The organism is Desulfogranum aggregans (genome assembly GCF_055398265.1).
Genome location: NZ_AP042447.1, coordinates 769,768 through 783,002, shown reverse-complemented (window position 1 = coordinate 783,002; position 13,235 = coordinate 769,768). Strand labels below are relative to the sequence as shown.

Genomic DNA, 13,235 nt, shown 5'->3' with positions numbered 1-13,235 from the left:
ATTGCTGGAAGCGTCTCAACCATTGACCGAGGCGCTTCCAGGGTGTTTTTGCTGGCTACAATTCAACTAAAGCATTAAATTGGCCAAGCAACTCACCGAGCTGACTCGCTCTCTTTTCAATATCCGCCTTGTCGCCTTCCTCACGAGCGGTCTGTTCTATTTCCAGCGAAACACTCCGTATTCCTTCGATCCCCAGGCTGGCCGCAGCGCCTTTTATACTGTGCGCCGCTGAGAGTATGCTGGCCATATCTCCGGCCTGGACAGCTTCCTGCAGTTGCTGAAAATCTGCAGCAGAAGAATCTTTGAACAGCAGCAAGAGCTCTTCAAGCAGTTCCTTATCGCCTGCTGTCTGCTCCAGGGCAAACTCCTTGTTCCACTGTAATGAGTTCATTTTTCCTATTCAATCAGTTGGTTCTAAGGGAAGTACTTCGTTGATGGCACTACGACTGAGAGCCCCTTCTCGAAGACACCGGACAGAAGTATCGGTGCAGAGGACAAGGGTTGACCCCTTAACGCCGGGAGTCTGGCCGCCGTCGATTACCATATCTACGCTGTTGTGAAAATAATGGGCTACCTGTTCGGCGTTGGCGGCAGGAGACCTGCCGGAAATATTTGCACTGGTTGCGGTAATTGGTGCTCCCAGCGCATCCACTAGTCTGCCGGCTACCTCGCCTGATGAATGGCGCATGCCTATGGTTCCCGTACCACCGGTGAGGGCGGAGGGGAGTTGAGGCAAAGCACTGCAAACCAGGGTAAGCGGTCCAGGCCAGAAGTGTTGGGCGAGAAGATAAAAACTGTCTGGCAATGGCCGCGCAGCCAGTGTCGCCGCCTGATCAACACTCCCTACGAGTACAAGGATAGGAAGATGCGCCGCCCTTTTTTTTACGTGAAAAAGGCGCTGCAGCGCATCGGTATTAAAAGGATCGACACCAAGGCCATAGTAGGTTTCCGTGGGAAAAGCAACAAGGCCGCCATCCTGCACAAGACGGACAGCCTTGTCTATCGCCTGTTCATCTGCCGAAATCTTCAGCATCCCTTTAAGGCACTATTTTTTTCCATTACCTGTTGCTCCATATCCGCAGCATATTGATGGAGTTTTCTCTGGAGGTCTTCGTCATGAATTCCGAGAATGCGGGCCGCCAGAACAGCCGCATTTTTAGCGCCTGCCTTCCCGATTCCCATGGTTCCAACCGGGATGCCAGGAGGCATCTGTACCGTGGAAAGAAGGGCGTCAAGGCCGTTCAGCGAAGAGGCGTCAATGGGGATACCAATAACCGGGACGGTAGTATGAGCGGCCAGGACACCTGCCAGGTGAGCGGCCATACCTGCTCCGGCGATGATTATCTTCACCCCACGGTCATAGGCGGTTCGGGCATACTCAGCCGCCTGCTCCGGCGTCCTGTGTGCAGAGGCTATACGCATTTCGCAGGAAATATCAAAGCTCTTAAGCGTATCGGCTGCGGCTTGCATGACCGGAAGATCAGAATCGCTCCCCATGAGTATCCCCACCGCGGGTCCCTTCTGCTGCTGTAGCCGCTTCAGCGCTCGATGGCCGATATCTCTTCTGTAAAAACAACCAGACCAGTCTATTTCATCCACAGCCTGATAGGCCAGTTCAATTGCCTTCCCGATATCCTGACCTATTGCTGTCACCCCAAGAACCCGGCCGCCGCTGGTTACTGTTCGACGATTTTCAATGCTTGTCCCGGCATGAAAAACCTCCACATTTTTTATCCTTCCCGCCTTGATCAATCCAGTGATGGCTTTACCCTTGACATAATCGCTGGGATACCCCCCTGAGGCCATCACCACGCATACCGTTGGACGCGGGTCAATATCCAGTTCGATTTCATCCAGGGTGGAATCAATACAGTGCTCCATGACCTCAACCAGGTCACTTTTCAGCCGCATCAAAAGCGGTTGGCATTCCGGGTCACCGAATCGGCAATTGAACTCAAGGACATTGATCTCATCGCCGTCAATCATCAAACCTGCATACAACATACCTTTATAGGGGCGGCCTTCCGCTGCCATGCCACGGACTGTGGGCAACATGACTTCATTCATCACCCGCATTGTAAGATGGTCTGTCAGCACCGGCGCCGGAGAATAGGCCCCCATCCCGCCGGTATTTGGTCCCCGGTCACCTTCAAAGGCAGCCTTATGGTCCTGAGAAGAAGGGAGAGGCAGCACGCTCTTACCATCGGTAAATGCGATGAACGAGGCTTCTTCGCCACGAAGATAGCTTTCAATCACCACCTGATTGCCGGCTTCGCCGAACTGTTTTTCCTTCATGATGGTGTCAACGGCGTTTTTGGCGGCCTCAGTAGTTTCCGCAATAATGACCCCTTTGCCAGCCGCGAGGCCATCGGCCTTCACCACGCAGGGAGCGCCAATCTTGTCGATGTACTTTTTAGCCTGTCCAGGCTTGGTGCAAACCTTGTACGACGCACTGGGAATATTATATTTTTGCAGAAAATCTTTGGTAAACGCCTTGCTGGCTTCCAACGAGGCAGCAGCCTTGCTCGGGCCGAAGATTCGCAGACCGTTTTTCTCAAATTCGTCCACAATTCCTTTTGTAAGCGGATCTTCGGGGCCCACCACGGTCAAATCGATGTTTTCACTCACAGCGAATTGAACCAGGCTTTCAACGTCTCCGGCGGATATATCCACACAGTTGGCCAGTTTACTGATCCCGGCATTCCCAGGGGCACAATATATTTTTTTAACCCGCGAAGATTGCTTGATCTTCCATACCAGGGCGTGTTCTCGACCACCACTCCCAATAACCAAAATGTTCATTGTACGATCTCCCGCGTAATAGTTGAAGGCTGTAGCAACAATTAACAGCGAACCTAATAAATAGATACGGTATCCGTCCAGTAAAATTACATCTTCTTTGAGGGTAAACTACGCGGAAGGAAGGAAGGGAAAGGCTCTGGGGCGAACCGGCTTCCGGCATTTTTCTTGACAGCTTTGGTGAGTACTGTTACTTTCGTCAGAATGAGGGCTCATTCATTTAAGGTAACTTCCTGTAAAAACAAATAAATGAAATCACCTGACAAGCATCGAAAAATCATTCGTGCCGCCACCAAGGTCTTTGCGAAAAAAGGATTTTTCAACGCCCGTATATCAGATATCGCCAAAGAGGCCAAGGTGGCCGATGGAACGATCTATCTTTATTTTAAAAACAAATTCGACATCCTCATCTCTGTCTTTGAGGAGGAAATCGGCAAACTCATCATCCAGACCAACGAACTGATTGCCAACGAACACGATCCCAAGGTAAAACTTGAGATCTTTATTCATAAGCACCTGGAAGAGATGAAAAAAAATCGGAATCTCGCTGAGGTGATGCATATTGAACTTCGCCAGACCAATAAGTTGGTCCGAGAATACCGGAAAAATAGTTTTACCAACTATCTTGATATCGTCTCTTCCATTATTGAGGAAGGCAAACAGCAGGGTATTTTTCGCCAGGAGATAGAGTCGGATATTGCCAAACAGTTAATTTTCGGGTCGTTGGACGAGATTTCTCGTGTTTGGAGTGTAGGGAATGAGATTCGTTCAACCACGACGATGGAGGAAGTGAGCTCCCAGGTGGCAGCAATTATCCTGAACGGTGTTTTACAGCACGACCTGAACGGTCATGCCCCGGCCCCGGTCAGCCGGGAGGATGCGCAATAACCTCAGTAGTGCGCCACCCCGCCCGGCCTGGGCGTTTTTTCAATACGTTTTCGCACCATATACATAGTGGATTCCCACACTTGCCACATCCTTGCCAGGCGTGCAGAGGTACAGGTACGGTCGACGCATCTTGTTGACCGAAGTGGTTATTGAATTTTACCTGTGCTAATATCAACAACTTCAAATTCTCGAATGCCACCCGGTGTCTTGGTTACGACCTCGTCACCAACCTCTTTTCCCAATATGGCGCGGCCAAGCGGGGACAGGACAGATATAGAGCCATTTTTCACATCAGCCTCCTCAGGACCAAGCAACTGGTACGCTACCTCTTCGTCAGTGTCCATATCCATCAAGGTGATTTTTGTACCGAAAATTGCACGCTCTGTCGGCACTTTCGAACAATCTATCACTTCAGCACGTCCCAACTTATCCTTGAGTTCCATAATACGCCCTTCAATCATGCCCTGACGTTCTTTAGCAGCATGGTATTCGGCGTTTTCACTGAGGTCTCCATGTGCTCTGGCGGTTTCAATCGCTTTTACCGTTTCATGGCGCTCCACCCTCTCGAGCCGTTCCAGTTCATCACGAAGCGCCTTGTTCCCTGTCAGAGACATTGGTATACGTTCAACCATTCCTTCTTCCTCTTAAAATATTATTACTAGATAGAAAATATACTTACTTGGTATTGAGCAATACGAAGAATAATGCAGTGAATATATGGGGATAGTGCCATCCACCAAGGGGTGCTGCATACACATGGTGAGTGGATGCGTGGGATGCCGCACATGACGTAGTTCGCTGCTAGTTTATACTCCGGTTATTGTTGGTCTGCAACTGCCTCTGCAGTGCAGCCATCTCCTCGCCCCTCCCCTGGACAATCAGGAGCTGCTCCAGTTCTCGCCATACCGGATCGCTTCGAGGCAACTCTTGTGCAACAACGAGCAGGATATCGGTAAGCTTTCTGAGCTCCCCCCTGTTGCGAAGAATACCGGCCATTGTTTTGTACACCTCAACCCTGTTGGAGGTAACCTCCAACAGGTCTTCCCAGAGCAGCTGCGAGTCACTGTTTTCCACGAGAACCAGCAGCTCTGTTGCCAATGCAACGAGTGCACGACCTCTGAGGACAAGGATATCAGGTTGATCAGGATCCTCGAGGAGAACGGTATCGCATAATTCAAGGGCTCGGTCAGCACGACCATGCTCGATATGCAGCTCTATCCGTCGTGCGGCAAGTGAGGATGCATGATGTCCCTTGTCCACCAGTCGCTCAAGATGCACGAGTTCCATAGCCGAGTTACCCTTCTCCCTGTAATAAGAGACCAGCATCGTATTGGCCTGCATATGGCCTGGAACAATGGCGACAAGCTCTTGCCAGTACCTTGCAGCAGTATCGGTCTTTCCCAGGATGGTTGCAACTTCAGCACTGCACTTCAGCACCTCAGGGTCGTGCGGAAATGCGGCATACACCTCTGGAACCAACAAGGCAGCTTTATTGAAGTGATGCAGGTGACTATAAAGGAGGAAGGCGCGCCGCTTAAACGTGCGGTTCTCCGTTTCCAGGCTGAGCAGGTAATCCATAAGCGGTTCGGCCAGGGTTTGTTTGCCCATGCCAATAAGGGCACTGGTTAAACCATCGAGGGCTGCAACGGTTTTCTCCCCAGGCGGACTGCTTTCAAACAGACGGCGATACACCCCTGCCGCTTTTTCCAGGTTCCCGGTATGCAGGGCAATCTTCGCCTGAGCAAAGAGGTACCGAGTGTTTCCGTGCTCTTTGGCCAGCAGAGTGTTGAGCTGTGTTTCCGCCGCTTCCCACTCTTCGACATGAAGAAGTACAGATATATACTCCCACCGAGCCTCATCCAGGTTCGGTTTGTTGTTCAGGAGTAAGGAATACAGAGAAAGCGCCTGCCTGAAGTTTCCGGTACGCGACTCCCCCCTTGCCTCGTCCCACGTTGTTTTCCATACCGGTGCGGTCTGGGAGGTGGCATAGGCAATATCGCGATCCGGAACAAGACCGTTTTTTGAGTCCTCAGTGGCCGCGGCCCGGTCGCCAGGCACATACATCGCTACCATTACCGCGAAGCCACCCATTTTTAAGGCACCCCATAGCCATCTCCTTGCTTTGCTTGTCATAGGCATACCTCAACAGCCGGCCTGTTAATGGTAAAATTCCTTGATAGCATTCACAACATAACCTAACTGTGCTTCGGCCAGTTCCGGGTAGATTGGCAGAGCGAGGGTTGCCTCTGCAGCATCCTCTGCAACGGGGAACCGTTGCTCGGCCATGCCGGCAATTTCGGCGACACATTCCTGCTGGTGAAGGCAGAGAGGATAATAGATTTCAGTACCGATGGATTGTTGACTTAAGTATTCGCGGAGGCTGTCTCGCTGGGGCACCCGAATGACAAATTGATTGTAAATATGGTGGTTATGATGCTCGGCATCAGCATGCTCGGCATACACGGCTTGCGGCAGGACTACGGGGTCGTCTTTCAGGCCGGCCTCAGTGAAAAACCTGGTATAGAGCTGTGCATTTTTCCGCCTAGCAGCATGCCAACTTTCCAGGTGTTTCAGCTTGATGGAAAGCACTGCCGCCTGAATGGTATCCAGCCTGAAGTTACCACCTACACGAGCATGGTAGTACTTTGGCTCAGCACCGTGATTGCGATTGTGTCGAAGGAGAGTGGCAAAACGCTCGTCTGCAGTGGTAATCATGCCGCCATCGCCTATACCGCCGAGGTTCTTACTCGGAAAAAAAGAAAAGCACCCAGCCAGCCCCATGCTCCCGGCCCGTCGCCATTCGGTCCTGCCATTCTTTTGCATGGGGTATTCGGCTCCTATTGCCTGCGCCGCATCCTCGATAACCGGAATTCCGTACTGATCGCTTATCTTCATGATGGGGAGCATGTCCGCACATTGTCCATACAGGTGAACAGGCATGATGGCTTTCACTTTTCCCTGAGCATTATTGACCGCTTCCGCGGCGAGTTGCGGGTCAATATTAAAACTGTCTTTGTCGATATCTACAAACAGGGGCTGAGCACCGGTTCGAAGGATGGTCCCCATGGTTGCAAAAAAGGTGTACGGCGTTGTCAGGACCATATCCCCTGCACCGATATCCAACGACATCAATGCAGCAAGCAACGCATCGGTCCCGCTTGAGACGCCGACGCCATACTCAGTGGAGCAGTACTGGGCAATTTCGTTTTCAAAGTCTTCAACAACAGGTCCCAGAATATATCTCGTGGAATCGATAACCTCTGTAACGCTTGCAAGTATATCATCTCGAAGAACCTCCAGTTGAGGTTTCAAGTCAAGTAATGGTACATTCATGAAAAAGGGTAAGAAAGGTAAAGGTGGATATAATAATGATTAAAAAATAGAGGAAGAAAAGAATCAGGTGGTTTCTTTAACCGGCTTGCTCGCAAGGATCATGCTTTCACCGTTAAAGAAATCATGGATGTCAGGCATTTCTTTTTCCAGTTGTTTACGCAGTTTTTTTAACAGGTTAGCTTCAATTTGACGCACCCGTTCCCTGGAAATTTGAAATTCATCGGCAATGGTCTGGAGTGTTTTCGGTTCATCACTCAGCAACCGGGTGCCAAGTATAACCTGCTCTTTTTCGTTAAGGTTGTCGTGGAGTCCTGCCAGGACCTCCTTGAGGCGGTCACGCATCTCATGACTGGCGACGATCTCTTCGATACCTGGCCCCTCATGAGGAAGAAAACTCTTTTGCTCATCCTCTGAATCACTCCGCACGGGCGCTTCCAGGGAAACATCCCAGTTGTCCATGCGTTGTCCCATTTCAATAACTTCACTTTCCTTCACATTCAGCCGCTCGGCAAGCAGTTTTACTTCAGGCTTAAACCCCTGCGCTTCAAGCAGTTTTTTCTCTTTGTTAAGGCTGAAGAACAATTTGCGCTGGGCTTGGGTTGTTCCGATTTTCACCAACCGCCAATTATCCATAATGAACTTCAGAATATAGGCACGAATCCAGTATGCGGCATAGTAGGAGAACTTGACCCCACGGTAAGGATCAAATTTTTTTGTAGCCTGCACAAGACCGACATTCCCCTCCTGAATCAGATCCATAAAATTCTGCATCCAATATTTCTGGAAGTCCATTGCCACCTTAACCACCAGGCGCAGATTGGACGAGACTAAACGATAAGCCGCATCCGGATCTCCGGTTTCCTGAAATTTGGCTGCCAGCTCTTCGGTTTCCTCACGGCTTAACAACTCATACTGGCTGATCTCCTGCAGATAACGGTGTAGCGCCGGGTTGCTCAGTGCGGGAAGATTTTCTTCATTTGAGCTGACGACCAGTGGATGATGTTGTGCACTATTCGGATCAAGTGTTGCGCTGTCGCTGGATGCTGTCATTGGCAAAGTAGATAAAGGTTAAATTCGCAAAGGGTTGTATACCGAACAGGTTTACAGAGAAAATACTTTTGGCGGGCAGTTGTGTTTTGCCCGCTTTTTCTCCGAGGGTGGAAGTTAAAGGGGTACAGAACTACTGCGAATATTAGTCTGAGATAACTATACTCTATTCAATATTTTTTTTCACTTTATATAGTGACTTTTCGCGGAAGAGTTTTTTTTTCACTCAATCTGTGCTATTTATAGCACCTTTTTACACGCTTTCCTTCCTCTACAGATGGCGACAATGGATAACATTAGAAATTTCAGTATAATTGCTCATATTGACCATGGCAAATCGACCCTGGCCGACCGGATTATCCAGCACTGTAAGATGGTGACTGACCGGGAGTTTAAAGACCAGTTGCTCGACAATATGGATATCGAGCGTGAACGCGGCATAACCATCAAATCGCAGACCATCTGCCTCCCCTTCACCTCAGAGGACGGCAACACCTATACGCTTAATCTGGTGGACACCCCCGGTCATGTGGATTTCAGTTACGAGGTTTCACGAGCCCTTGCATCCTGCGAAGGAGCCTTGCTGCTGATTGATGCAGCCCAGGGGATAGAGGCACAGACCCTCGCCAACCTCTATCTGGCAATGGAAAATGATCTGGAGATTATTCCCGTCATCAACAAGATTGACCTACCTGCAGCTGAACCGGAAAAGGTAGTCAGCCAGATTGTCGATGACCTCGGCCTTGAAGGCGATACTATCAGACTCTGCTCGGCCAAGACCGGCGAAGGCGTCAGTGAACTGCTTGAGGCGATTGTCCGTTACCTTCCACCTCCGGAAGGAACAAACGATGCTCCGCTGCAGGCCCTTGTTTTCGACGCCAATTACGATCCCTATCGCGGCACTATTATTTCGGTTCGCATCGTCAATGGCACCATCTCCACTGGAGACTTTATTGTCTTCATGTCCAATGGAGCCGAATATAGAGTGGAAGAGCTCGGTGTTTTTGGGCTTAAGCGCATGCCGCAAAAAAAACTGACCGCCGGCCAGGTCGGGTATATTATTGCCGGAGTCAAGACCGTTTCCGACACGCGCCCAGGAGATACCATTACCCTCAAAGCTGCCCCCTGCCCCATTGCTTTACCCGGATTTCGGGAAGTGCAGCAGGTTGTTTTCTCCTCCATCTATCCGATCTCCACCGATGACTATGAAGACCTGGCGAATGCCCTGGAGAAATTAAAACTCAATGATGCAGCACTTACCTTTCAAAAGGACTCCTCGGCAGCGCTGGGGTTCGGATTTCGCTGCGGTTTTTTAGGGCTCCTCCACCTGGAAGTGGTGCAGGAACGCCTGGAAAGAGAATTCGATATATCGCTTATCCTGACTGTACCAACAGTCAAATATATCTTCTACCTGCAGGACGGCACGGAAATAGAGGTCGACAATCCCGCTTATTTTCCGGATCCGGGATCCATTTCCCGAATCGAAGAGCCGTTTATCAAAGCCACCATTCATATCCCGGAACGCTACATGGGCGCAGTGATGAATCTCTGTATGGAACGAAGAGGGGAAAACACCAATTACCATTACCCCATGCCGGGACGGATAGAGTTTACCTGCGAGCTGCCTCTGGCCGAGGTAATCTATGACTTTTACGACCGCCTGAAATCCATAACCCAAGGATACGGCTCCTTTGACTACGAATTGACCGACTACCGACCCAGCGACCTGGTCAAGCTGGATATTCTGGTGAACGGGGAACAGGTGGATGCGCTCTCGCAGCTTACTCACCGGGAGAAAGCTCGGGAAAGAGGCATGCACGCCTGTGAACGACTCAAGGACGAGATCCCCCGCCAGATGTTCAAAATTGCCATCCAGGCTGCTATCGGCGGCAACATCGTCGCCAGGAAAAACATTTCAGCCCTGAGAAAGGATGTTACCGCCAAATGCTACGGTGGAGATATCAGCAGAAAGAGAAAATTGCTGGAGAAGCAAAAGGCAGGCAAGAAACGGATGAAAACCGTGGGCAATGTTGAGATACCCCAGCGGGCCTTCCTGGCAGTCCTCAAATCCGATCAGTAATTCTCGCCGCCCCTATATGCCGGCATGAAGAAGCAGCTGTTCTCTCAGTGCCTCCAAGCCCTGACCGGTCTTGGCTGAAAAAATTATCCGCTGATCCGAATGCACATTGAGTCCGGCATCGAGTGCAGCTGCATGCTTCGCCTGCATGTTGTTCGACAGCTTGTCGGCTTTGGTATATACAAGCTGGCAGGAAATATGGTGGTAGCGCAACCAATCGACAAGATCACGGTCCAGCTGCTTGACTTCATGGCGAAGGTCAACTATGACCACCACCGTTGCCAGCACCTCCCGACCGATCAGGTATCCGTTGATCAGGGTCAGCCACTGATTGCGCACCTTTTTGGATACTTTGGCAAAGCCATACCCGGGAAGGTCAACCAGGTAGAGCTGGTCATCGAGTGAAAAATAATTGAGACTTTGCGTCTTTCCCGGTTTGGAGCTTGTTTTGACCAGATTGGTTCTGCCGACCAGACGATTGATCAGGCTGGATTTTCCAACATTGGATCTCCCTGCAAAGGCTATTTCAGGAACGACCGGTTCCGGTAGCTGTTTGAGCGAAAAAGCGGAAAGCAGGAAATGCACTGATTGAAAATTCACCTTGCCTGTCATATGGCTCCGATTGGCAGTCTGTCCTACTGAATCAAATGACTTTATTGAGCGTGTACTCAATAATTCCCTCTGCCCCAAACTTTTTCAACTGGGGAACCAGATCCCGCACCTGATGCTCGGAAATCACTGTTTCAACCGAAAACCACTCGGTTTTGTACAATTGGGCAACCGTCGGCGCGTTAAGACTGGGTAGCAGACCGATGATTGTTTCGAGCTTCTCCCCAGGAACGTTCATCTTCAACCCCACAATCCGATCGGCCCGCAATGCTCCCTTGAGCAGCGTGATGACATTATCGATTTTCTCTTTTTTCCATGGGTCAGCAAGCGCGCTCTTGTTGGCGATCATCTGAACATTGGACTCCATTAATTCATGAATGACGCGGAGACCGTGCGCACGAATGGTCGATTCGGTTTCAGTGACCTCAACGATGGCGTCGGCAAGCCCGGACACCGCTTTGGCCTCAGTTGCACCCCAGGAAAAGGAAATGTCCACATTCAGCCCCTTTTCATCAAAAAAGCGACGCGTGACATTAACCAGCTCCGTTGAGATTCTTTTACCATCAAGTTGCTCGATACTGGTGATATCCGAGTCGCCGGGGACCGCAATAACCCACCGAGTAGGTTTTTTACTGACTTTGGAGTAGACCAGGTCTGCGACGACCTCCACATCAGAGTCGTTTTCCATGGTCCAGTCTTTACCGGTAATGCCCGCATCCAGCATACCCGACTCAACGTATCGGGACATCTCCTGCGGACGACAAATGGAACAGTTCAACTCCGGGTCGTCAACTTCGGGAAAATAGTTTCGCGACATCAACTTAATCTGCCATCCTGATTTGGCAAAAAGATCGATTGTTGCCTTTTCCAGGCTGCCTTTGGGTATTCCCAACTTCAACATCTTCATATTCTTCCCCACGCGCTGATCCTGCGGATCATGCATTTTTTTTGTATACTTTTTCCGGATCAAAAACCTTCTCTTCCTTGACGATGAGCTGGTCCTGTTCGAGGTGTCGATAAAAACAGCTTTTATAGCCCTTATGGCAGGCGGCCCCGCCAAGCTGTTCAACTTGAAAAACCACGGTGTCCATGTCGCAGTCGACGGCAATATCCTTTATCAACTGCACATGGCCCGAAGATTCACCTTTCAGCCACAGGGTATTTCTGCTGCGGCTCCAGTAGTGAGCTTTGCCGGTTTCCAGGGTCTTTTCCCAGGCAAGTTGATTGATATAGGCGAGCATCAGCACCTGACCGGTTTCATGATCCTGAACAATTGCAGGAAGCAACCCATTGGTATCTTTTGCGAAATCGAGCTTAATCATAACATCACTTTTCCCATGAATGCATTCAATTCGTTACACAAGGTGCGGTCTTCTTATGGATTCGTGCATAGCAGCAACAAGGGGCTTCACCCGACAAATGGTGTATTCGCCATACAGGATTTTATTGAACAACCTGGACAATACAAGAAAAAACTAAGAGGTCAGGACCGGCTCCAGCTGCGTCGACGGCTATGAACAGTCGTAGGCAGTATTTCCGATGAAAACAGCCAACTCTTCGGCACAGGATACTTATGCCCTCCAATCGAGTTTGTCAACCCCTCTCTTGCTCAAGGCAGCTATTGTCAAACCAGGACAGGTTGTATATGATGCCGCACAATCTTGATGCTCAAATCAAAATCCAAGGAACAGAGAAAATGAGCCCTGTGCAATTTACAGATACTGTATTGGTCAGTTATACCGCAACGATAGATTCAGGAGAAGTGGTCGATCAGGTGCCGGAAAATAAGCCCATTCCCCTTTCCATCGGTTCTGGCAGGATACTCCAGGCCGTTGAAGCCTCCATGCTGGGGATGGAGCCCGGAGAAACAAAAACCGTTCGCATTGAGCCTGAAGATGCCTTCGGCCCCTACCATAAATCACTGGTCCATGAGGTGCCCCTTGCGTCATTCGGTGACAAGGTAACGCCGCGTCCCGGTATGGTACTCTCCCTTTCCGTAGAAAAAGACGGCCAGCCGCAACAGGTTCCTGCGACAGTACTCGGCGTTCACAACAATACGGTGACCATTGATTACAATCACCCCCTGGCGGGCAAGCACATTACCTATACCTATAAGCTGCACTCCATCGGCAACTGATTCCCCTCTCTGGCCTGCTGCGAGTTGTTGCCCGTCCCTCAGGTGGACATGTCTGCAGGCCAGAGGGTGTCCTTCTCCTCTATAAAATAGCAGAACCGGGTCCACTCAGCCTGGAATCCGCTGACCGGACACCGCAACACCACTGTTTTATCCCGCACTTCAACCACTAGCCAGTCGCCTTTTCGTGGTCCATCCTGGATATGGATTTTTTCCCCTTCCCGGAACGGGTAGCGGCGAAAAAGAGTGACGTGCTCTTCCTTACCTTGTGCCATGAACCTCTCTCCACTTAAATTTTAACCATGTAAAAAAAATCCTGTACAAGCAGGTTCGGACACGTACAATACT

The 13,235-nt window shown here is 50.3% G+C and carries 14 protein-coding genes; 3 read left to right on the top strand and 11 right to left on the bottom strand.

The genetic code is table 11. The features are described 5' to 3' along the window. Positions 1–55: 55 nt before the first annotated feature. Genes ACZ52Z_RS03700 through purD form a run of 3 tightly spaced genes read right to left on the bottom strand, consistent with a single transcriptional unit; the run spans position 56 to position 2,802 of the window. Complete coding sequence (locus tag ACZ52Z_RS03700) at positions 56–391, bottom strand: Hpt domain-containing protein (protein ID WP_464269412.1); 336 nt, start codon at positions 389–391, stop codon at positions 56–58. Positions 392–400: 9 nt separating this feature from the next. Further along, positions 401–1,033 (bottom strand): L-threonylcarbamoyladenylate synthase, encoded by a 633-nt coding sequence (locus ACZ52Z_RS03695; RefSeq protein ID WP_464269411.1) that lies wholly within the window; start codon positions 1,031–1,033, stop codon positions 401–403. Next, entirely contained in the window at positions 1,027–2,802 is a 1,776-nt protein-coding gene (gene purD / locus ACZ52Z_RS03690) for a phosphoribosylamine--glycine ligase (RefSeq protein WP_464269410.1), read from the bottom strand. Before purD ends, ACZ52Z_RS03695 begins: the two co-directional genes overlap by 7 nt. Before the next feature lie 246 nt (positions 2,803–3,048). Between purD and ACZ52Z_RS03685 the strand changes: the two genes are divergently transcribed. Further along, complete coding sequence (locus ACZ52Z_RS03685; RefSeq protein ID WP_464269409.1) at positions 3,049–3,687, top strand: TetR/AcrR family transcriptional regulator; 639 nt, start codon at positions 3,049–3,051, stop codon at positions 3,685–3,687. Positions 3,688–3,833: 146 nt separating this feature from the next. Here ACZ52Z_RS03685 and greA read toward each other — a convergent pair whose 3' ends face one another. From greA to ACZ52Z_RS03665, 4 genes are all read right to left on the bottom strand, one after another. Next, positions 3,834–4,319, bottom strand: a complete 486-nt coding sequence (gene greA / locus ACZ52Z_RS03680; RefSeq protein ID WP_464269408.1) for a transcription elongation factor GreA — start codon at positions 4,317–4,319, stop codon at positions 3,834–3,836. A 169-nt stretch (positions 4,320–4,488) separates the two neighbouring features. Beyond that, positions 4,489–5,820, bottom strand: coding sequence for a tetratricopeptide repeat protein (locus tag ACZ52Z_RS03675; RefSeq protein WP_464269407.1), 1,332 nt, complete (start codon positions 5,818–5,820; stop codon positions 4,489–4,491). A 24-nt stretch (positions 5,821–5,844) separates the two neighbouring features. Continuing rightward, positions 5,845–7,020 (bottom strand): DegT/DnrJ/EryC1/StrS family aminotransferase, encoded by a 1,176-nt coding sequence (locus tag ACZ52Z_RS03670; RefSeq protein WP_464269406.1) that lies wholly within the window; start codon positions 7,018–7,020, stop codon positions 5,845–5,847. Between the two features lie 63 nt (positions 7,021–7,083). Then, entirely contained in the window at positions 7,084–8,070 is a 987-nt protein-coding gene (locus tag ACZ52Z_RS03665; RefSeq protein ID WP_464269405.1) for a sigma-70 family RNA polymerase sigma factor, read from the bottom strand. 283 nt (positions 8,071–8,353) lie between these two features. Here ACZ52Z_RS03665 and lepA point away from each other — a divergent pair, with 283 nt between their 5' ends. Further along, positions 8,354–10,147, top strand: a complete 1,794-nt coding sequence (lepA, locus tag ACZ52Z_RS03660; RefSeq protein WP_464269404.1) for a translation elongation factor 4 — start codon at positions 8,354–8,356, stop codon at positions 10,145–10,147. Positions 10,148–10,159: 12 nt separating this feature from the next. Here the strand turns inward: lepA and yihA are convergent, their stop codons facing one another. The 3 genes from yihA to hisI are packed head-to-tail and all read right to left on the bottom strand — an operon-like array spanning position 10,160 to position 12,075. Beyond that, a complete protein-coding gene (gene yihA, locus ACZ52Z_RS03655; RefSeq protein ID WP_464269403.1) occupies positions 10,160–10,744 on the bottom strand; it encodes a ribosome biogenesis GTP-binding protein YihA/YsxC in 585 nt (194 codons plus the stop codon). A gap of 43 nt (positions 10,745–10,787) precedes the next feature. Then, the gene (hisG, locus tag ACZ52Z_RS03650) at positions 10,788–11,660 is read right to left on the bottom strand and encodes an ATP phosphoribosyltransferase (RefSeq protein ID WP_464269402.1); all 873 of its coding nucleotides are present in this window, start codon (positions 11,658–11,660) and stop codon (positions 10,788–10,790) included. A 28-nt stretch (positions 11,661–11,688) separates the two neighbouring features. Continuing rightward, complete coding sequence (hisI, locus tag ACZ52Z_RS03645) at positions 11,689–12,075, bottom strand: phosphoribosyl-AMP cyclohydrolase (protein WP_464269401.1); 387 nt, start codon at positions 12,073–12,075, stop codon at positions 11,689–11,691. 374 nt (positions 12,076–12,449) lie between these two features. Between hisI and ACZ52Z_RS03640 the strand changes: the two genes are divergently transcribed. Further along, complete coding sequence (locus tag ACZ52Z_RS03640; protein ID WP_464269400.1) at positions 12,450–12,890, top strand: FKBP-type peptidyl-prolyl cis-trans isomerase; 441 nt, start codon at positions 12,450–12,452, stop codon at positions 12,888–12,890. Positions 12,891–12,928: 38 nt separating this feature from the next. Here the strand turns inward: ACZ52Z_RS03640 and ACZ52Z_RS03635 are convergent, their stop codons facing one another. Then, positions 12,929–13,162, bottom strand: a complete 234-nt coding sequence (locus ACZ52Z_RS03635) for a hypothetical protein (RefSeq protein WP_464269399.1) — start codon at positions 13,160–13,162, stop codon at positions 12,929–12,931. Positions 13,163–13,235 lie beyond the last annotated feature (73 nt).

Excerpts from the sequence above, each read along its gene's own strand:
- ACZ52Z_RS03635 (WP_464269399.1), bottom strand. The coding sequence starts at position 13,162 with ATGGCACAAGGTAAGGAAGAGCACGTCACTCTTTTTCGCCGCTACCCG.
- ACZ52Z_RS03670 (WP_464269406.1), bottom strand. The coding sequence starts at position 7,020 with ATGAATGTACCATTACTTGACTTGAAACCTCAACTGGAGGTTCTTCGA.
- ACZ52Z_RS03700 (WP_464269412.1), bottom strand. The coding sequence starts at position 391 with ATGAACTCATTACAGTGGAACAAGGAGTTTGCCCTGGAGCAGACAGCA.
- lepA (WP_464269404.1), top strand. The coding sequence starts at position 8,354 with ATGGATAACATTAGAAATTTCAGTATAATTGCTCATATTGACCATGGC.
- purD (WP_464269410.1), bottom strand. The coding sequence starts at position 2,802 with ATGAACATTTTGGTTATTGGGAGTGGTGGTCGAGAACACGCCCTGGTA.
- ACZ52Z_RS03665 (WP_464269405.1), bottom strand. The coding sequence starts at position 8,070 with ATGACAGCATCCAGCGACAGCGCAACACTTGATCCGAATAGTGCACAA.
- ACZ52Z_RS03640 (WP_464269400.1), top strand. The coding sequence starts at position 12,450 with ATGAGCCCTGTGCAATTTACAGATACTGTATTGGTCAGTTATACCGCA.
- ACZ52Z_RS03685 (WP_464269409.1), top strand. The coding sequence starts at position 3,049 with ATGAAATCACCTGACAAGCATCGAAAAATCATTCGTGCCGCCACCAAG.
- ACZ52Z_RS03695 (WP_464269411.1), bottom strand. The coding sequence starts at position 1,033 with ATGCTGAAGATTTCGGCAGATGAACAGGCGATAGACAAGGCTGTCCGT.
- hisG (WP_464269402.1), bottom strand. The coding sequence starts at position 11,660 with ATGAAGATGTTGAAGTTGGGAATACCCAAAGGCAGCCTGGAAAAGGCA.
- greA (WP_464269408.1), bottom strand. The coding sequence starts at position 4,319 with ATGGTTGAACGTATACCAATGTCTCTGACAGGGAACAAGGCGCTTCGT.
- ACZ52Z_RS03675 (WP_464269407.1), bottom strand. The coding sequence starts at position 5,820 with ATGACAAGCAAAGCAAGGAGATGGCTATGGGGTGCCTTAAAAATGGGT.
- hisI (WP_464269401.1), bottom strand. The coding sequence starts at position 12,075 with ATGATTAAGCTCGATTTCGCAAAAGATACCAATGGGTTGCTTCCTGCA.